This window comes from Streptomyces rimosus (genome assembly GCF_008704655.1).
In the GTDB taxonomy this organism is placed as follows: domain Bacteria; phylum Actinomycetota; class Actinomycetes; order Streptomycetales; family Streptomycetaceae; genus Streptomyces; species Streptomyces rimosus.
Map to the genome: position 1 here is coordinate 5821440 of NZ_CP023688.1, position 17772 is coordinate 5839211.

General features: G+C 72.9%; 17 protein-coding genes and 1 other RNA gene. 12 read left to right on the forward strand and 6 right to left on the reverse strand.

The window, feature by feature from the left end:
• The first annotated feature begins 25 nt into the window (after positions 1-25).
• The 3 genes from CP984_RS25195 to CP984_RS25205 all read left to right on the forward strand — a co-directional run bounded on the left by CP984_RS25195 (position 26) and on the right by CP984_RS25205 (position 3905).
• Positions 26-1366 (forward strand): serine/threonine-protein kinase, encoded by a 1341-nt coding sequence (locus tag CP984_RS25195; protein ID WP_030183303.1) that lies wholly within the window; start codon positions 26-28, stop codon positions 1364-1366.
• A 167-nt stretch (positions 1367-1533) separates the two neighbouring features.
• Positions 1534-2646: a peptide chain release factor 2 gene (prfB, locus tag CP984_RS25200; RefSeq protein WP_003987432.1), complete on the forward strand. Its 1113-nt coding sequence runs from the start codon at positions 1534-1536 to the stop codon at positions 2644-2646.
• 347 nt (positions 2647-2993) lie between these two features.
• Complete coding sequence (locus CP984_RS25205; protein WP_030183297.1) at positions 2994-3905, forward strand: hypothetical protein; 912 nt, start codon at positions 2994-2996, stop codon at positions 3903-3905.
• Positions 3906-4074: 169 nt separating this feature from the next.
• Here the strand turns inward: CP984_RS25205 and CP984_RS25210 are convergent, their stop codons facing one another.
• A complete protein-coding gene (locus tag CP984_RS25210; RefSeq protein ID WP_003986515.1) occupies positions 4075-4263 on the reverse strand; it encodes a hypothetical protein in 189 nt (62 codons plus the stop codon).
• A 294-nt stretch (positions 4264-4557) separates the two neighbouring features.
• Here CP984_RS25210 and ftsE point away from each other — a divergent pair, with 294 nt between their 5' ends.
• From ftsE to ssrA, 5 genes are all read left to right on the forward strand, one after another.
• Entirely contained in the window at positions 4558-5247 is a 690-nt protein-coding gene (ftsE, locus tag CP984_RS25215) for a cell division ATP-binding protein FtsE (RefSeq protein ID WP_003986514.1), read from the forward strand.
• Between the two features lie 32 nt (positions 5248-5279).
• Positions 5280-6191 (forward strand): permease-like cell division protein FtsX, encoded by a 912-nt coding sequence (gene ftsX / locus CP984_RS25220; protein ID WP_003986513.1) that lies wholly within the window; start codon positions 5280-5282, stop codon positions 6189-6191.
• A gap of 67 nt (positions 6192-6258) precedes the next feature.
• Positions 6259-7458 carry a S41 family peptidase gene (locus tag CP984_RS25225; RefSeq protein ID WP_030183294.1) on the forward strand — a complete coding sequence of 400 codons (1200 nt, stop codon included), beginning with the start codon at positions 6259-6261 and terminating at the stop codon, positions 7456-7458.
• 18 nt (positions 7459-7476) lie between these two features.
• The gene (gene smpB / locus CP984_RS25230) at positions 7477-7986 is read left to right on the forward strand and encodes an SsrA-binding protein SmpB (RefSeq protein WP_003986511.1); all 510 of its coding nucleotides are present in this window, start codon (positions 7477-7479) and stop codon (positions 7984-7986) included.
• 109 nt (positions 7987-8095) lie between these two features.
• Positions 8096-8465, forward strand: a transfer-messenger RNA (tmRNA) gene (gene ssrA, locus CP984_RS25235).
• Between the two features lie 96 nt (positions 8466-8561).
• Here the strand turns inward: ssrA and CP984_RS25240 are convergent.
• Positions 8562-9857, reverse strand: coding sequence for an MFS transporter (locus tag CP984_RS25240; RefSeq protein WP_030183291.1), 1296 nt, complete (start codon positions 9855-9857; stop codon positions 8562-8564).
• A 108-nt stretch (positions 9858-9965) separates the two neighbouring features.
• On the opposite strand from CP984_RS25240, the gene CP984_RS25245 reads away from it, so the two are divergent.
• Together CP984_RS25245 and CP984_RS25250 are read left to right on the forward strand one after the other, a co-directional pair.
• The gene (locus CP984_RS25245) at positions 9966-10937 is read left to right on the forward strand and encodes a LysR family transcriptional regulator (RefSeq protein ID WP_030183288.1); all 972 of its coding nucleotides are present in this window, start codon (positions 9966-9968) and stop codon (positions 10935-10937) included.
• A gap of 91 nt (positions 10938-11028) precedes the next feature.
• Complete coding sequence (locus tag CP984_RS25250; protein WP_003986509.1) at positions 11029-11553, forward strand: DUF4232 domain-containing protein; 525 nt, start codon at positions 11029-11031, stop codon at positions 11551-11553.
• Between the two features lie 34 nt (positions 11554-11587).
• On the opposite strand, the gene CP984_RS25255 is transcribed toward CP984_RS25250, so the two are convergent.
• From CP984_RS25255 to CP984_RS25270, 4 genes are all read right to left on the reverse strand, one after another.
• Positions 11588-11998: a lasso peptide biosynthesis B2 protein gene (locus tag CP984_RS25255; protein ID WP_003986508.1), complete on the reverse strand. Its 411-nt coding sequence runs from the start codon at positions 11996-11998 to the stop codon at positions 11588-11590.
• Entirely contained in the window at positions 11995-12252 is a 258-nt protein-coding gene (locus CP984_RS25260) for a lasso peptide biosynthesis PqqD family chaperone (protein WP_003986507.1), read from the reverse strand. The genes CP984_RS25255 and CP984_RS25260 overlap by 4 nt, the downstream gene beginning before the upstream one ends.
• A 5-nt stretch (positions 12253-12257) precedes the next feature.
• Positions 12258-14135, reverse strand: coding sequence for an asparagine synthase-related protein (locus CP984_RS25265; RefSeq protein WP_003986506.1), 1878 nt, complete (start codon positions 14133-14135; stop codon positions 12258-12260).
• Positions 14136-14478: 343 nt separating this feature from the next.
• Complete coding sequence (locus CP984_RS25270) at positions 14479-14622, reverse strand: lasso RiPP family leader peptide-containing protein (RefSeq protein WP_106434792.1); 144 nt, start codon at positions 14620-14622, stop codon at positions 14479-14481.
• A 332-nt stretch (positions 14623-14954) separates the two neighbouring features.
• On the opposite strand from CP984_RS25270, the gene CP984_RS25275 reads away from it, so the two are divergent.
• Positions 14955-16355, forward strand: a complete 1401-nt coding sequence (locus tag CP984_RS25275) for a nitrate/nitrite transporter (RefSeq protein WP_004571961.1) — start codon at positions 14955-14957, stop codon at positions 16353-16355.
• A 140-nt stretch (positions 16356-16495) separates the two neighbouring features.
• A complete protein-coding gene (locus CP984_RS25280; protein WP_004571960.1) occupies positions 16496-17728 on the forward strand; it encodes a uroporphyrinogen-III synthase in 1233 nt (410 codons plus the stop codon).
• Positions 17729-17772 lie beyond the last annotated feature (44 nt).

Below are 17772 nucleotides of genomic sequence, written 5' to 3' on the forward strand. Positions count from 1 at the left end.
GCGGGCCCGACACGTCGGAGCAGTCTTGGCACGGAAGATCGGCAGCCGGTACACCACCCACCAGATCCTTGGTCGCGGCAGCGCCGGCACGGTATGGCTCGGCGACGGACCCGAGGGGCCCGTCGCCATCAAGCTGCTGCGCGAGGACCTCGCCGCCGACCAGGAGCTGGTCGGCCGCTTCGTGCAGGAGCGGGCGGCGCTGCTCGGCCTGGAGCACCCGCACGTCGTCGCCGTGCGCGACCTGGTGGTCGACGGCAACGACCTCGCCCTGGTCATGGACCTCGTACGGGGCACGGACCTGCGCACCCGCCTGGAGCGGGAGCGCCGGCTCGCCCCCGAGGCCGCCGTCGCCATCGTCGCCGACGTGGCCGACGGCCTCGCCGCCGCCCACAAGGCGGGCATCGTGCACCGCGACGTCAAGCCGGAGAACGTCCTGCTGGACATGCAGGGCCCGCTCGGCCCCGGCGGCGCCCACCCCGCGCTGCTCACCGACTTCGGCATCGCCCGCCTCGTCGACGCGCCGCGCCTCCACCAGGCCCCGGCCGGCGGGCCGCGCTCGGCCAAGGTGATCGGCACCCCCGACTACCTCGCCCCCGAGATCATCGAGGGCCTGCCGCCGCGCGCGTCCGTCGACGTGTACGCGCTCGCCACGGTCCTCTACGAGCTGCTCGCGGGCTTCACGCCGTTCGGCGGCGGCCACCCCGGCGCGGTGCTGCGCCGCCACGTCACCGAATCCGTGGCGCCGCTGCCCGGCATTCCGGACGAACTGTGGCAGCTGCTCCTGCAGTGCCTGGCCAAGGCGCCCGCCTCCCGGCTGCGCGCCTCCGAACTGGCCTCCCGGCTGCGCGAGATCCTGCCGGGCCTGGCCGGCCACCCGCCGCTGGACATCGACGAGCCGGGCGACGAAACGTCCGAGCAGGCCGGGCAGGAGTCCGGGGAGGGCGCCACCGGACCGTACGCGTCCGGCGCGGCGACCGCCTCCGGCCCGTACGAGGAAGCCCTCTACCCGCCGGTCGCCCCGGGCGGCACCCGGCCGCGCGGCGCCGTACCGCTCGTACACGGCTCCGCCGCCCCCGACTCGAACCGCGAGACCCACACGAGCATGCGCGTCCCCGGCCCGGACGAGCTGGCGGGCGGCGCCCACGGCACGGCCCGCGCGCCGCGCGCCGCGGGCGAGCGCCGGGCGGGGTCGGCCCGGCACCGGGAGGCGGTGCGCCGCCGCCGGGTCAAGCTGGGCCTGGCCGCCGCCGCGGTGGTGGCCGCCGCCGGGATCGGCGGGTGGTTCGCCGCGCAGCACGGCGACTCCGGCGACGCCAAGCCGGGCGTGCATCAGTCCGAGACGTCCACTACCCGGCCCGTGCGCTGAGCCCCGTGGGCCGTACGCCTTGAGGACGGCCGTCCGCTCCCGCACGGGGCCGGACGGCCCGTACCGGCGCCGCCGCACCCCACCCCACCTGCGGCCACGCGCCCGCGCCCGGGACGCCGCGCGAGGGTCGGGGCATGGATGCGGCGGCAGCCGTTAGGCTGGGGTGCGTGGCAGTCGTCGATGTATCCGAAGAGCTGAAGTCCCTCTCCTCGACCATGGGGTCGATCGAGGCCGTCCTGGACCTCGACAAGATGAGGGCCGATATCGCTGCGCTTGAGGAGCAGGCCGCGGCGCCGTCCCTGTGGGACGACCCGGAGAGCGCGCAGAAGATCACCAGCCGGCTGTCCTACCTCCAGGGCCAGCTGCGCCGGGCCGAGGAGCTGCGCGGCCGGGTCGACGATCTCGAGGTGCTCTTCGAGCTCGCCGAGGCCGAGGGCGACGAGGAGGCCCGCGCCGAGGCCGAGGGCGAGCTGGCCGACGTCCGCAAGGCGGTCGACGAGCTGGAGGTACGCACCCTCCTGTCCGGCGAGTACGACTCCCGCGAGGCCGTCGTCAACATCCGCGCCGAGGCCGGCGGTGTGGACGCCGCCGACTTCGCCGAGAAGCTCCAGCGCATGTACCTGCGCTGGGCCGAGCGGCACGGGTACAAGACCGAGCTGTACGAGACCTCCTACGCCGAAGAGGCCGGCATCAAGTCGACCACCTTCGCCGTCCAGGTGCCGTACGCCTACGGCACCCTCTCCGTCGAGCAGGGCACCCACCGCCTCGTGCGCATCTCGCCCTTCGACAACCAGGGCCGCCGCCAGACGTCCTTCGCGGGCGTCGAGGTGCTGCCGGTGGTCGAGCAGACCGACCACATCGAGATCGACGAGTCCGAGCTGCGCGTCGACGTGTACCGCTCCTCCGGCCCCGGCGGCCAGGGCGTCAACACCACCGACTCCGCGGTGCGCCTGACGCACATCCCGACCGGCATCGTCGTCTCCTGCCAGAACGAGCGCTCGCAGATCCAGAACAAGGCGACCGCGATGAACGTCCTCCAGGCGAAGCTGCTCGAACGCCGCCGCCAGGAGGAGCAGGCCAAGATGGACGCGCTCAAGGGCGACGGCGGCAATTCCTGGGGCAACCAGATGCGTTCGTACGTCCTGCACCCCTACCAAATGGTCAAGGACCTGCGTACCGAGTTCGAGGTCGGCAATCCACAGGCCGTGCTCGACGGCGACATCGACGGCTTCCTGGAGGCCGGTATCCGCTGGCGCAAGCAGCAGGAGCAGGGCAAGTAAGGAGCGGCGGAAAGCCGTCCGAATTTTCGGTGAAAAACAACTGCCGCTTTTCGAGCGGCAGTTGTTTTTTGCTGCCCGGTGCCTCTGTGGCAATTTGGTCACAGTCATACGTCCATGGACCCCGCAACTCATCTCAATTCGGTCATCGCGCCTTTATTTGACCTTGACGGCGATGTGAGAACTGGGAAGGGTGGTACGCGGCATGCGTATGTCTCGGGGCGTGTGCGGGAACGGGGATCTGAGTGCGACGGCCGCCGGGCGGCGCCGCGACTCGTGTACCCGGGTCGGCCGCCGCCCCGAACAGCGATGCTCCACAGACGAGTAGAGCTACTGGGGGTAGCAGGCACATGACGAAGAAGACGCGGCTGCGCGTAGCGCGCATTGCGGCCGGCGCGGTGATCGCGGCCGGTGCGTCGCTCACCGCGGCCGGGGCCGCCTCGGCGGTCGGTACCGATCAGACGGTGGGCTCGCCGGACGGCGGGATCATCGGCGGAGTCATCGGTGGGATCATCGGCGGCTCCGACTCGGGCGGTTCCGACTCCGGTGGCAGCCAGACCGGTGGCAGCGAGACTGGTGGTTCGCAGACCGGTGGCAGCGAGACCGGTGGTTCGCAGACCGGCGGCAGCGAGACCGGTGGTTCGCAGACTGGCGGCAGCCAGACCGGTGGTTCCCAGACCGGTGGTTCCCAGACCGGCGGCAGCGAGTCCGGTGGTACCCAGTCCGGTGGTACGCAGTCGGGCGGTACGCAGTCCGGTGGTACGCAGTCGGGCGGCACCCAGTCCGGTGGTACCCAGTCGGGTGGCACGCAGTCCGGCGGTACTCAGTCCGGTGGTACCCAGTCCGGTGGTCAGTCCGGTTCGCAGACCGGCGGCTCCCAGACCGGTGGTTCGCAGACCGGCGGCAGCCAGTCCGGCGGCCACAGCGGCGGCCAGACCGGCGGCTCCGGTGACTCCGGCGGTTCGGGCAGCACCGGCGGCAGCGGCTCCGGTGGCAGCACCGGTGGCAGCGACGACGGCACCGGCACCGGTACCGACAACGAGGGCACCGCGCCCATCGAGCAGCCCGGCGAGGGCAACGAGCAGATCGTCAACACGCCCGGCCAGCCGAAGCAGCAGGCCAAGGGCGGCGAGCTGGCGGAGACCGGTGCCTCCGGCACCACCTTCCTGCTCGTCGGCGCGGCGACGATGATCGCCGGTGGCATCGGCTTCCGCCTGATGCCGCGCCTGATCAACAAGGGCGGCGGCGCGGCCGCGGCCTGACATCAGGCCCCGCCCCGCACCCGGGGCAGCGCATGACGAAGGGCCCGGAGCGCACTCGGCGCTCCGGGCCCTTCGGTGTTCTCGTCGGCATCGGTACGCGCACTGCCGCTCACCCGGAGCGACGCTCTGTACACAACGCGTCAACCGACCCGCACTTGGCGGTCCGCGCTCACGCGGCCTGGTGCACCAGCACGGCAAGTGCGATGAGCGCCACCAGCAGCGCCACCAGCGCCGCGGGCGTCACCTGGCCGAACAGCCCGGTCTCCTGCAGCCGTTCCCTGCTGGCCCGGCACACGGGGCAGCGGCCCTCATTCACAGGGGCCGCGCAGTTGGCGCACACCAGCCGGTCGTACGTCATGCGACCTCCTCCTCAACCGCTGCAACGCGCAGGCAACCACGATGGTTCCCTTACCACTGTGCCAGCTCGGCGGCAGAAGGGCGCGCCCCGGTCACCTTCCGGCCTTTTCGGCGGCATCCGCCGGGCCGGCGGGCCGGAATGTGTTCGGTTTGTCCCCGTAGATGCCGTGAATAAACGCACCAACCCCGAACGGCGACTGCGCCGTCGCGCGGAACTCGCGTAGGGTCACGCTCACCGACGGGAGCCACAACCGGGGCATCCCGTGCCGCTACCCAGGTCGACCGTGGTGCATCAGTGATCCGATTCGACAACGTATCCAAGACCTACCCGAAGCAGAACCGCCCCGCCCTCAGGGATGTCTCCCTGGAGATCGAGCGCGGCGAGTTCGTCTTCCTGGTGGGCTCCTCGGGCTCCGGCAAGTCCACCTTCCTGCGCCTGCTGCTGCGCGAGGAGCGCGCCAGCCATGGCGCCGTGCACGTTCTGGGCAAGGACCTCGCGAAGCTCTCCAACTGGAAGGTGCCGCAGATGCGGCGCCAGGTGGGCACCGTCTTCCAGGACTTCAGGCTGCTCCCCAACAAGACGGTGGGGCAGAACGTCGCCTTCGCCCTCGAAGTCATCGGCAAGCCGCGCGGCCAGATCCGCAAGACGGTTCCCGAGGTCCTCGACCTCGTCGGCCTCGGCGGCAAGGAGGACCGGATGCCGGGCGAGCTGTCCGGTGGTGAGCAGCAGCGCGTCGCCATCGCGCGGGCGTTCGTCAACCGCCCGCTGCTGCTCATCGCCGACGAGCCCACCGGCAACCTCGACCCGCAGACCTCGGTCGGCATCATGAAGCTGCTGGACCGGATCAACCGCACCGGTACGACCGTGGTCATGGCCACCCACGACCAGCAGATCGTCGACCAGATGCGCAAGCGGGTCATGGAACTCGAAAAGGGCCGGCTCGTACGCGACCAGTCGCGCGGCGTGTACGGCTACCAGCACTAAGCGTGTACGGCCCCCAGCACTGAAAGGACGCCATGCGCGCCCAGTTCGTCCTGTCGGAGATCGGCGTCGGTCTCCGCCGGAATCTCACGATGACCTTCGCGGTCATCGTCTCCGTCGCCCTCTCCCTCGGCCTGTTCGGCGCCTCGCTCCTGATGCGCGACCAGGTCAGCACGATGAAGGGCTATTGGTACGACAAGGTCAATGTCTCCATCTTCTTCTGCAACAAGAACGACAGCGAGACCGGCGCCCATTGCGCCAAGGGTCCCGCCACCCAGCAGCAGAAGGACGACATAAAGGCCGAGCTGGACCGCCTGCCGATCGTGCAGAACGTGCAGCACGAGTCCAGCGACCAGGCGTACAAGCATTACAAGGAGCAGTTCGGCGACACGCCCATCGCGGGCCTGGTCACCCCGGATCAGATGCCGGAGTCCTTCCGGGTCAAGCTCAAGGACCCCACGAAGTACGAAGTGATCAAGTCGGCGTTCTCCGAGCGGCCGGGCGTGCAGGAGGTGCAGGACCAGCGGGACACCGTGGAGCCGCTGTTCAACCTGCTCAACGGCATGAACATCGCCGCGCTGGTGGTGATGGCGCTGATGCTGCTGGTGGCGCTGATGCTGATCGTCAACACCGTACGGGTGTCCGCGTTCAGCCGGCGCCGGGAAACCGGGATCATGCGCCTGGTGGGCGCGTCGAGCTTCTACATCCAGATGCCGTTCATCCTGGAGGCGGCCATCGCGGGCCTGCTCGGCGCGGTGTTCGCCTGTGTGCTGATCGTCGGCGGCAAGTGGGTGCTGATCAACAACTGGCTGGCGGCGCGGATCCAGGTCATCCAGTTCATTGGCTGGGATTCGGTCGTGGCGGTGCTGCCGCTGGTGCTGCTGATCGGTTTGTTGATGCCGGCGCTCGCCGCGTTCTTCGCGCTCCGCAAGTACCTCAAGGTGTGACTCATGCCAAGAGCGCCGTACGGTCAACTGCCCGTACGGCGCTTCTTTCTGGCCTACACTCACCGGCATGACGGGCCCGTGTTTGTTCGCCCGGCCCCGCCGCAACCGCCGCGGGGCGGCCCTGACGTTGGTCTTCGTCAGCGTCCTGGCCACCGGCGCCGCGGCGGGCACCTGGGAGGAGAGCGGGCGGCGGCCGGAGGAACGGCGGATACCGGAGCGGGTGGCCGCCGAGGCCGACAGCGTCCACCGGCAAAAGCGCGCGGACCGGCACGCCGCCGGGCCGGCCGCGGCCGGTGCCGGCACGGCGGGCGAGGTGGTCGGCCGCAGCGGCGACCGCTGGTCGACGGCGTTCTCGGCGCGCGAGTACGAAGAGTTCCAGCAGGAACTGGACGGCGCCTACGTGGGCGTCGGTCTGTGGCTGCGGCAGGCGGCGGACGGCCGCGTCCTGGTCTCCCGGGTGCGGCCCGGCGGCCCCGCGGCGGCGGCCGGCATCCGGCCCGGTGACGAGCTGCGCACCGTGGACGGCGTGGCCTCGCGCGGCGCCCAGGTCACCGACGTGGTGGCGCGGCTGCGCGGCAACGCCGGAGCGGCCGCGGAAGGATCTCCACCGGGCGCCGGGAGCCGCGTCGAGCTGGAGCTGCGCCGCGGCACGCGGCAGTGGGCCGAGACCCTGCACCGGGCCCACCTGCGCGACCAGAACGTGATCACCGACCACCCCGACGGCCCGGACGGCCCCACCCGCATCAGGGTCGGCGCCTTCAGCAGCGGCACCGGCGAGGAGATCCGCCGGGCGGTGCGCGCCGCCTCCCCGCGCGGCGGGGTGCTGCTGGACCTGCGCGGCAACACCGGCGGCCTGGTGCGCGAGGCGGTCACCGCCGCCTCCGCCTTCCTGGACGGCGGCCTGGTCGCCACGTACGACGTCCACGGCAGCCAGCGCGCCCTGTACGCCGAGGACGGCGGCAACACGCAGATCCCCCTCGCGGTCCTGGTGGACGGCGGCACGATGAGTGCCGGCGAACTCCTCGCCGGGGCGCTCCAGGACCGCGCCCGTGCGGTCGTGGTCGGCACCCCGACCTTCGGCAAGGGCTCGGTGCAGCTGCCCAGCCGGCAGCCGGACGGCTCGGTCGCCGAGCTGACCGTCGGCCGCTACCGCACCCCTTCGGGCCGGACGGTGGACGAGCGCGGCATCACCCCGGACCTGATCGCCGAGGACGACGCCCAGGACCGCGCCCGTACGGTATTGAGTGGCCTCGGGGGCGGGGCGTAGTGCGAAAATGGCGCCACTATGGCTAAGGCGAACAAGAAGAAGGACAAGAAGGACGACGGGTCCGGCCGCAAGCTCATCGCCCAGCACAAGAAGGCGCGGCACGACTACCTCATCCTGGACACCTATGAATGCGGGCTGGTGCTGACCGGCACCGAGGTCAAGTCGCTGCGCCAGGGCCGGGCGTCCCTGGTGGACGGCTTCGTGCAGATCGACCGCGGCGAGGCGTGGCTGCACAACGTGCACATCCCGGAGTACGCCCAGGGCACGTGGACCAACCACAGCGCGCGGCGCAAGCGCAAGCTGCTGCTGCACCGCATGGAGATCGACAAGCTGGAGTCGAAGTCGCAGGAGACCAGCCACACGATCGTGCCGCTGTCGCTGTACTTCAAGAACGGCCGCGCGAAGGTCGAGATCGCGCTGGCGAAGGGCAAGAAGGAGTACGACAAGCGGCAGACGCTGCGCGAGCAGCAGGACCGGCGCGAGGCGGACCGGGCGATCTCGGCGGCCAAGCGGCGCGAGCGGGCCTGAGCGCCGCGGGGCCCGGCCGCCGGAATACGCTGGCATCGTCGCGCGTTGGTCACGTACGATGGGCTACGCACCGCACGCCGGTGCAGGCACCACCTTGATAAAACAACATGGGGATGATCGGTTTCGACAGCGGATGTCGAAGCAGGGGAAGCGAGCCGAGGAAGCGGCAATGATCTCGTAAACCATATGTCGCAAAAAATAATCGCCAACACCAAGCGCGATTCCTTCGCCCTCGCTGCCTAAGTAGCGACCTGCGAAGTGTCAGCCCGGGGGTGTTCCCGACCCGGATCCTGGCATCAGCTAGGGAACTAAACTTCTAGGTCCGGTCACGGGTCCTAGGAGGAAATCAAACAGTGACTGAGCCCGTCGGAGACTTGTCCGCGAGATCTCCGGGGCCGAGAAAATCGCAGCGGACTGCGCTCGGAGAAGCCCTGTTTCCGCACCGTTGGACGCGGGTTCGATTCCCGCCATCTCCACTCGACGGAGAAACCGGAGGCCCCGGCCCCCGGACCCGTCACCCCATGTGAGGCGAAGGCCCCGCTGCCCCGGCAGCGGGGCCTTCGTCGTTCCGCGGCTCATGCCGGACGCCGGGCGGGCCGTACGGCGTGGGCGGTGCCGGCCACCGCCAGCGCCAGGGCGGCGGCCGCCGCGGGCACGCCGTACCCCGCAGCGGTGCCCTCCGGCAGGTGCTGTACGGCCCAGCCGCCCGTCGCCGAACCCGCCGCGATGCCGGTCAGCAGCGCGGTGACGGCCAGCGTCATGCCCTCGTTCAGCCGCCCCTGCGGCACCCGGGACTGGATCAGCCCCATGCCGGTGACCATGGTCGGCGCGGTGGCCATCCCGGCGAGCAGCAGCCCCGCCGCCAGGAGGAACCCGCCGCCCGCGCCCGCGGCCGTAAGGGGCAGCCACGTCAGCGCGGCCATCACCGCGACGCACCGCAGGAAACGGCGTCCCGCGGGCCCGGCCGGGCGCAGCACCCCGTACAGCAGTCCCGCCGCACAGGACCCCGCCGCCTGGAGGGCCAGCAGCGCGCCCGCCACCGCGCGCTGCCCGTGCGCGTCCGTGAAGCCGATCGTGACGACCTCCAGCGAGCCGAAGACCGCGCCGGTGGCGAGGAAGGTCAGCAGGAGCGGCAGCAGCGCTGTGACGAGCCGCCCGGCGCCGCGCCGGCCGGACGCCGGTGTGGCCGGTGGCTCGGTGCGGCGCTGGGCGGCGAACAGCAGCACCCCGCTCAGCAGCAGCACCGCGCCGGTCAGCGTGCCGGCCTCCGGGAACAGCGCGGTGCACAGAAAGGCCGCCAGCACCGGCCCGAGCATGAAGCACACCTCGTCCGCCGCCTGCTCGAAGGAGTTGGCGGTGTGCAGCGCGCGTGGGTCGTCCCGCAGGAGGTGGGCCCAGCGCGCGCGGGCCATGCCGCCGGTGTTCGGTGTGGTCGCGGTGCAGGCGTACGCGGCGAACAGCGTCCAGGACGGCGCGTCCAGGTGGACGCAGAGGACCAGGGCCAGCGAGCCGAGGACGGCGAGCGCCGTCGCGGGTACGGCGATCCTGGCCTGCCCGTAGCGGTCGACCAGCCGCGCCGTCCACGGCCCGGCCACCGCCGTCGCCGCCAGCCCGGTCGCGGTGACCGCCCCGGCCAGCGCGTACGAGCCACGCGACCCGGCGATCATCAGGATCGCGCTGACGCTGAACATGCCCATAGGCAGCCGGGCGAGCAGGTTGGCGGCGGTGAAGGCACGCGCGCCGGGGACGGTGAAGATCCGTCCGTACGGCCCGAGCGCGCGCCGGAGCACCGCGGGGCAGCGGCGGCGCGGACGGCGGACGGGGCGGACGGGCGGGGTGGTCACGGGCCGGGAGGCGAGGAAGAGGATCACCCGACTACGGTCGCGGCGCGGCCCGTTCCCCGTCCAACACCTGATCCGCGCGCATTCACGCACTCCCGTTGTCAATCACGGCCGTGCGGCCGGTGGCACGATGTGCCCGTGCCCCGAGACCTCGACCCGCGCCTGCTCCGCGCCTTCACCACCGTCGCCGACGAACTGCACTTCACCCGCGCCGCCGCCCGCCTCTACGTCGCCCAGCAGGCGCTCAGTCGCGACATACGGCGCCTGGAACGGGAGTTGGGCACGGACCTCTTCGACCGTACGACGCGCCGGGTCGCCCTCACCGAGGACGGCACCCGCCTGCTCCCGTACGCGCGCCGGGTGCTGGCCGCCCACGACGACCTGGCCGCCGCCTTCCGCGCGCCCGAGGACCGCCCCCTGCTGGTCGACGTCGGCGTCCCCATCGGCACGGCGCACACCGCCCTGGAGGAGGCCCGCCGCCGGGCCCCGGACTGTGAACTCGTCGCGCGCTTCCACAGCGGCCTGACCGGAGCGGCGGCCGAACTCGCCGCCGGGCGGCTGGACGTCTCCTTCGGCCGTTTCGCCGGGCTGCCCGCGTCGCTGCGGTCCCGCCTGGCACACCAGCCCGTACGGTTCGAGCCGATGGCCGTCCTGCTGGACGCCGGTCATCCCCTGGCGGCCCGCCCCGCCGTCCCGCTGTCCGCGCTCGCGGGCGAGACCCTGTACGCCGCCGCCGGGAACCCGCACACCGCCGAGTGGACCGACCTCGCCGCCCGCCTCTTCGCCGGGCGGGGCATCGCGATGGCGGAGCCGTTCCCGGAGATCGACGGGGAGGCGGAGTTCCTGCGGGTGGTCCGCAAACAGGGCTGGTCGGTGCTGGCCAGCGTCGAGTTCATCGATGTGCCGGGGATGGTGCTGCGGCCGGTCACCGACCCCGTACCGCTGTCCCCGATATCCCTGGTGTGGCGGCGCGGCCTGCGCCACACGGGCCTGGACGCGCTGCGTACGGCCTGCCGGGAACTGGCCGCCGGGCGCGGCTGGCTGCGGCGGCCGGACGGCCCGGTGTGGCTGCCCGAGGAGGACGCGGCCGTGATGGCGCAGTTGGGCTGATGGCCGAACTTTTGCCGTATAAGCAACCTATAAGCCCGGGAACCCCTCCTTACCGACGGCAAGAACCATAGCCGGACTGTTGGGGGTCCCTGTGCGAAAGCGTCCGCTGACCGTGGCGGCTCTGGCCGTGCTCGTGCTGAGCGGCGGCTTGGTCGCCTGCGACGACCCGCGTGTCGACGCGTTCCAGGCGAACTGTACGACCAAGGGCCTGAAGTGGAAGGTGACGGTACTGAAGAAGAAGGCCCGCACACCGCACCGGGAGGCCCGCCTCTCGGCGGTCAACACCGGTGCGAACGGGTGCGTCTTCCGCGGCTACCCGGACTTCATGGTGCACGCAGGCAAGGCATGGCAGGCGGACGCCGTGGGCCAGGGCCGGACGCGCCCGGTGAGCCTGCCCAGCGGTAAGGGCGTGGTCGTCGACCTGCGTTACCGGGATGCCGAGGTGAAGCCCACCGAAGACGGCGGCTGCTGGGCCAAGGGCGACGACGTCGTGGTGGGGGCGCCCCGAGACGGCAGCCGGACCGCGATAAAGGCCCAGGACGAGAAGGGCCGGAAGACCGACATGGTGCTGTGCGACTACCGCATCTCCATGGCGCCCCCGCGGGCGGCCGGCTGACCGCCTCGCGCCCGCACCGGCCGGACCTCGGCGCTCAGCGCGGGACGCGCAGCAGCGGCCGGTAGAGCCGGGTGTCGTCCGGCTCCCCTACGGGACGGCCGTCCACCGCCACCCACGCATGGGCGCGGAACGGCTCCGTCCGCACACCCGTGCACCACTGCGGCCACCGGCCGCGCAGGCGGCACAACAGGACGGTGGCCACGGAGCGCTGGAGACAGCCGTTGCCCGCGCAGCGCACGCTGACCGTGACGACGGCGTGCCGGGCGCGGGCGGCCTGCGGCTCGGTGGCGGGGCGGGCTCCCCGGCGTACGGCCTCCAGGACGCGGCAGAGCGTACGCGGCGAACACGACACCAGGACGCGGGCCACGGCCGCGCAGCCGAGGGCGGCGCAGCGCTCTGCGAAGGACAGCCGCGCGCGCTCGCCCAGGGCGACGGGCACGCTCACCAGGTCACCAGCTTCGCCGACTGGAGCGACTCCAGCAGCGCCACGGCGTCCGCGGCCACCCGGTGGGCCGCCGAGGGGTGGCGGCTGCGCAGCTCGTCGGCGGCCGATGCGGTGGTGCCGCCCGCCAGGAGGTGCTCCAGGACGAACGCCCCGGTGTCGTTCATCTGCCAGTAGCGGCCCGTACGGGCGTTGAGCAGCACCATCCCTCCGGGGGTGCGCACACTGCTGACGTGGGGGGCGAGGGTGAACGCCATCGGGCTCAGGCTCCTTCCGCGGCGGGAACGGTGGGACGGGACGGGACGGGGGCCTGCGTCTCCTGGAGGGAGCGCAGCCAGTACTCGGCCGCCAGGGTGGGGTCGAGGGGTTGCAGGAGGTGCGAGTGGGGCTGGAGCGAGGTGAGGGCCGTGTGCAGCACCTCGGGGCGGATCAGGCCCAGCCCGGCCAGCCGCGAGTCGTCGCAGAGCGCGGTCAGCGCGCGGCGGTGCCGGCGCAGGCCCGCGTAGACCTCGGCGCTGTGCTCGCCCTTGGTGCCGCGGGTCCGCAGCGCGTCCGGCAGGATGCCGTCCATGGCCGCGCCGAGCAGGGGCTTGTACGAGCCGACGGCGACCTGGTCCACGAGGCGGACGGTCAGCGCCGCCTCGATGACGGTGTCGTCCAGGAACGGGGCCTCGAAGGCGACGCCGTGCCGGCCGGTCAGCGCGGCCGCGCCGCGCACGATCTCCCCGGCGCGCGCGGCGGCCCGCAGCGTCTCGTGCTGGGAGCGCAGCGGCGCGAACGGCTCGGGCTCCCCGGCGGCGGCCTCGCGCACCAGGCGGCGGACGGTGGCCACCGCGTCCGGATGGGCCCACGCCGGCATGCTGGGCACGACCTCCCAGTCGGCGCCGCTGACGCCGGACCGCACGCCGGGCACGATCCGGTCGGCGCAGGACTCCAGCCACTGGGGATACGGGGCGCCGCCGAACAGCGTGCGCAGGGTGTCGACGAGCGTCCAGCGGCCGAGGCGGCGGGCGGCGCACGCGCGCCGGGCGGCGGAGCGGAAATCCGTACGGGCGAGGGAGTTCAGTGCCACCGGGCGCGGCGCGAACAGCTCGTCGCCGCCGACGCCGACCAGGTGGACCCGGGAGCCGCGGGCGGCGACGAGCCGGGCCTGATGGGCGAGGCGGACGCTCTCGCGGACCACGGCGAGCGGGCCGGCCGGGTCGGCGTGCGCGGACCGCGGTGGCGCGTACCAGGTGGGCGCTTCGGTGTGGGACAGCGACAGGTGTTCCGCCGAGCGGAGCAGGGCCGCGCCGCGCTCGCTCCAGGCGTTGTCGTCGTTGGCCTCGTCGCGGCACACCCAGGCCGTGGTGATCAGCCGGGTGTCCTCGCGGGCGGCGAGGAAGCACAGGCTGGTGGAGTCCATGCCGCCGGACAGGTCGGCGCTGAGCGTCGGATGGCGGGCCCGGGCGCGCACCGCCTCGGTCAGCGCGTCCCGTACGGCCTCGGCGGCGTCCTCCAGCCAGAGGTCGGGGCGCGGGGGATGCCACCAGCGCGTGATGCCGTGCCGGCCGTCGGGGCCGAGGGTCAGGCAGTGGCCGGGAGGCACGGCGTGGACCGCGCGCCAGGCCGGGCGGTGGGCCAGGGGGAACGGCGGGAACGGGGTGAGCAGCCGCAGGGCCAGGGTGTCCGCGTCGACCGAGCCGAGGCCCGGCGCTCCGGTGGGCAGGCCGGCGGCGGCCGCCTCGCGGGCCAGCGCGGCCAGGTCCTGCGGATGACTGCCCGCGACCGTCACGCCGTTGATGCCCGCGTGGTGGACCTGCCGGATCGTCGAGAGGCTGCCCTGGCAGCGGATGTGCGGGCCCATCACGGCCAGGAGGAAGAAGCTGCCGGGGAGTTCGCGGACCCGGCTGTCCAGGTCGTCCGGGCCGCGCAGCCGGCGCAGCAGCCGGTCCAGGGTTCCGGCGTCGGCCGAGGTGGTGCCGAACAGCAGCAGCCGGTCCGGTCCGGCCTCGGCCGCCACGACCTCGTCATCGGCCCAGTGCCCCATGATCCAGGGGCGCCCGGAGGGGTGGCGCACCGTCCGCACGGTGGGGTCGCGCCTCAGGCACAGGCACAGCGGATCGGTCGCGGGATGGTCGGGGAAGATGACGAAATCCACGATGACTTACCACCCTGGGCGTGCGGTTCGGGCGTGTGACGGTTGGTCGGTCCGGTCGGTCCGGTTCGGTCGCTCCGGTTCGGCGGGGACAGGGGCGGCGCTCCTGGTTCGGTGGGGACGGGGATCGGGACGGGTGGGCCGGACGCGGCGGCCGGTGTGCCGCGGGGCGGCTGGGCCCGCGGCGCCGGACGGCCGGCCGTCCGCGTCGGTGGGGGCGGCCCCTGCCGGGACGGGCGGTGCACGCCCGGGCAGGGACCGCCGGTCTGGGGCGGGACCGCGACGCCGCCCGGCCGGGAATGCGGGGAGGGATGGCTGGAGGCGTCGGCGGGCCCGCACCCGGGCGTCACCAGAAGGTGCTGTGCTGGCCGCCCCAGCTGTCGGAGAGTTCACCGGTGAAGCCGAGTGTCCGCTCGGCGAAAGCACCGGCCTCGGCCAGCTCGGGTGGTTCGTATTCGGCCGTCTCGTTCGCTTCCGGCGCTTCCCGCATCGGTTCGGTCCCTTCTCCCAGCCGTGCCGCTCTCCTAGCCGTGCCGCACGGTCGAACACACAGGGTGCTCGTGCGATTACGCAGCGCTTTCGGGGAAGATGCTGCCAGCGTCCACGCCGCCTGCCATTGCCCCTAACGAGTGATGTCGGGGGCGTGCGGGGTGCATTGGCGTAACCTCCGGCGGTTGTGCGCCGCCGGAGTGCGGACCGCTCACCGCGCGCTCCCAGGCGCGGTGAGAGCAAGGTTTCGCGGTGGTCACGCACCGCCACAGAGGGGAAACGCGCCCTCCCTAGCGTCCAGGTACGGCGACATACCGCGAGCTGGGAGGCGCGATGACAGACACGGGAACGGCCACGGACGGATCTCCTCCGCGTCTCCCCGCGCGGGGGGCGGGCCGCTGGATCGAACGGTGGGACCCGGAGGACACGGCGTTCTGGGCGGAGCACGGGCGGCGGATCGCCCGGCGCAATCTGGTGCTCTCCATCCTCTGCGAGCACATCGGGTTCTCCGTGTGGAGCCTGTGGTCGGTCCTGGTGCTGTTCCTGGGGCCGGAGTACGGGATCGACGCGGCCGGGAAGTTCTTCCTGGTGGCGGTGGCGACGCTGGTGGGGGCCGTGCTGCGGGTGCCGTACACCTTCGCGGTGGCGCGGTTCGGCGGGCGCAACTGGACGGTGTTCAGCGTGGCGCTGCTGCTGGTCCCCACCGCCGCCGCGGCGTTCGCCCTGCGGCCGGGCACCCCGTACCCCGTCTTCCTGCTGGTCGCGGCCCTGGCCGGGGTCGGCGGCGGCAACTTCGCCTCGTCCATGACGAACATCAACTCCTTCTATCCGCTACGGAAGAAGGGTTGGGCGCTCGGCCTGAACGCGGGCGGCGGCAATCTCGGCGTGCCCGTCGTCCAGCTGCTCGGCCTGCTCGTCATCGCCACCGCGGGCGCGTCGCACCCCCGGCTCCTGCTCGCCGTCTACCTGCCGCTGACCGTGGCCGCCGCGGTGCTGGCGGCGCTGTTCATGGACAATCTGCGGCCGGTGCGCAACGACACCGGCGCGGCCAGGGACGCGGCCCGCGACCCGCACACCTGGATCGTCTCGCTGCTCTACCTCGGCACGTTCGGCTCCTTCATCGGCTACGGCTTCGCCTTCGGCCTCGTCCTCCAGACCCAGTTCGCGCGCACGCCCCTCCAGGCGGCGTCGCTGACCTTCATCGGGCCGCTGCTCGGTTCGCTGGTACGGCCGGTGGGCGGCCGGCTGGCGGACCGGTACGGCGGGGCCCGCATCACCCTGGTGAACTTCGCGGCGATGGCCGCCGCGACCGGCGTGGTGATCCTGGCGTCCGCGCGGCACTCGCTGCCCGTCTTCCTCGCCGGTTTCGTCGCCCTGTTCGCGCTGTCCGGGCTCGGCAACGGGTCCACGTACAAGATGATCCCCGGCATCTTCCACGCCAAGGCGCTGGCGAAGGGTCTGACGGGAGCGGCCGCGGCGGCCCACGGGCGGCGGCTGTCCGGCGCCGCGATGGGCCTGATCGGCGCGGTCGGCGCGCTCGGCGGGCTGGGCATCAACCTCGCCTTCCGGCAGGCGTTCCAGGCGGCGGGGACGGGCATCCCGGCGTTCGTGGCGTTCCTCGGCTGTTACGCGCTGTGCTCCGCGGTGACCTGGGCCGTATACCTGAGGCGCGCGGCGCCCACCGGTCCCGTCCGAAAACCGGAGGCGTCCGAGCCCGCGCTCGCGGAGGTGTGACGCGCGGGGCGGCGGGTGCCGGCAGCGGTCCGTAACAGCTGGGAAATACTGCGGGAGCGAGCCTGTCACCGGCGGTTGGCAGGCTCGGATCACCACCGGTGCCCGGCGGCACCGGAGCCGGGACGAGCCAGGGACGGACGATGGACGAGGGCGAGCACGAGCACGACGAGCGGCGGGGCGACGGCGCGCGGCACGGCGAAGAGGACGGCGGGCGGCAGCGCGACGGCCGGTCGCGGACCGGGCCCGAGGTCCGGCCGCTGGACGGGTTCACGGTCGGGGTGACCGCGGCCCGCCGCGCCGAGGAGCTGGGCGCGCTGCTCGAACGGCGCGGCGCCCAGGTCGTGCACGCCCCCGCGCTGCGCATCGTGCCGCTGCCGGACGACGCGGAACTGCTCGCCGCCACCAAGGACCTGATCGACCGGGCGCCCGACGTGGTGATCGCGACCACCGCGATCGGCTTCCGGGGCTGGATCGAGGCCGCGGAGGGCTGGGGGCTCGGCGCGGCGCTGCTCACCCGGCTCGGCGCGGTCGAACTGCTCGCCCGCGGCCCGAAGGTCAAGGGCGCCATCCGCGCCGCCGGGCTGACGGAGACCTGGTCGCCGGCGTCCGAATCGCTGGCGGAGGTGCTGGACCGGCTCCTGGAGGAGGGGGTGCGCGGGCGGCGGGTGGTCCTCCAGTTGCACGGCGAACCGCTGCCCGGCTTCGTCGAGTCGCTGCGCGCGGGCGGCGCCGAGGTGGTCGGCGTCCCGGTCTACCGGTGGATGCCGCCCGCCGACATCGGGCCCGTCGACCGGCTGCTGGATGCCGCGGTCACCCGAGGCCTGGACGCGGTCACGTTCACCAGCGCGCCGGCCGCCACCTCGCTGCTGCGCCGTGCGGAGGAGCGGGGCATGCGCGACGAACTGCTGCACGCGCTGCGGCACGACGTCATGCCCGCCTGCGTCGGACCGGTCACCGCGCTGCCGCTGGAGGCCCACGAGGTGACCACGTACCAGCCGGAACGTTTCCGGCTCGGCCCGCTCGTCCAGCTCCTGTGCCAGGAACTGCCGCACCGCACACGCCCGTTGACGATCGCCGGGCGGCGGCTGGAACTGCGCGGGCAGGCCGTTCTGGTGGACGGCGACCTGCGGCCCGTGCCCCCGGCCGGGATGGCATTGCTGCGCGCGCTGGCCCGCAGGCCCGGCTGGGTGGTCTCCCGCGCCGATCTGCTGCGCGCGCTGCCGGGCGCCGGACGGGACGAGCACGCTGTGGAAACGGCGATGGCCCGGCTGCGCAGCGCGCTGGGGGCGCCGAAGCTGATCCAGACAGTGGTCAAGCGGGGGTACCGGCTGGCGCTGGATCCACGGGTCGGGGCCAAGTACGGCGACGTGTGACGTAGCGCCCTGTACGCACGCGTCCGGCCCTGTCCCGTGAAGCC

Bases quoted from the DNA above. Each gene is read 5' to 3' on its own strand.
- CP984_RS25205 (WP_030183297.1), top strand. From the start codon at position 2,994: ATGACGAAGAAGACGCGGCTGCGCGTAGCGCGCATTGCGGCCGGCGCG.
- CP984_RS25210 (WP_003986515.1), bottom strand. From the start codon at position 4,263: ATGACGTACGACCGGCTGGTGTGCGCCAACTGCGCGGCCCCTGTGAAT.
- ftsX (WP_003986513.1), top strand. From the start codon at position 5,280: ATGCGCGCCCAGTTCGTCCTGTCGGAGATCGGCGTCGGTCTCCGCCGG.
- CP984_RS25225 (WP_030183294.1), top strand. From the start codon at position 6,259: ATGACGGGCCCGTGTTTGTTCGCCCGGCCCCGCCGCAACCGCCGCGGG.
- smpB (WP_003986511.1), top strand. From the start codon at position 7,477: ATGGCTAAGGCGAACAAGAAGAAGGACAAGAAGGACGACGGGTCCGGC.
- CP984_RS25260 (WP_003986507.1), bottom strand. From the start codon at position 12,252: ATGGCGTTCACCCTCGCCCCCCACGTCAGCAGTGTGCGCACCCCCGGA.
- CP984_RS25270 (WP_106434792.1), bottom strand. From the start codon at position 14,622: ATGCGGGAAGCGCCGGAAGCGAACGAGACGGCCGAATACGAACCACCC.
- CP984_RS25275 (WP_004571961.1), top strand. From the start codon at position 14,955: ATGACAGACACGGGAACGGCCACGGACGGATCTCCTCCGCGTCTCCCC.
- CP984_RS25280 (WP_004571960.1), top strand. From the start codon at position 16,496: ATGGACGAGGGCGAGCACGAGCACGACGAGCGGCGGGGCGACGGCGCG.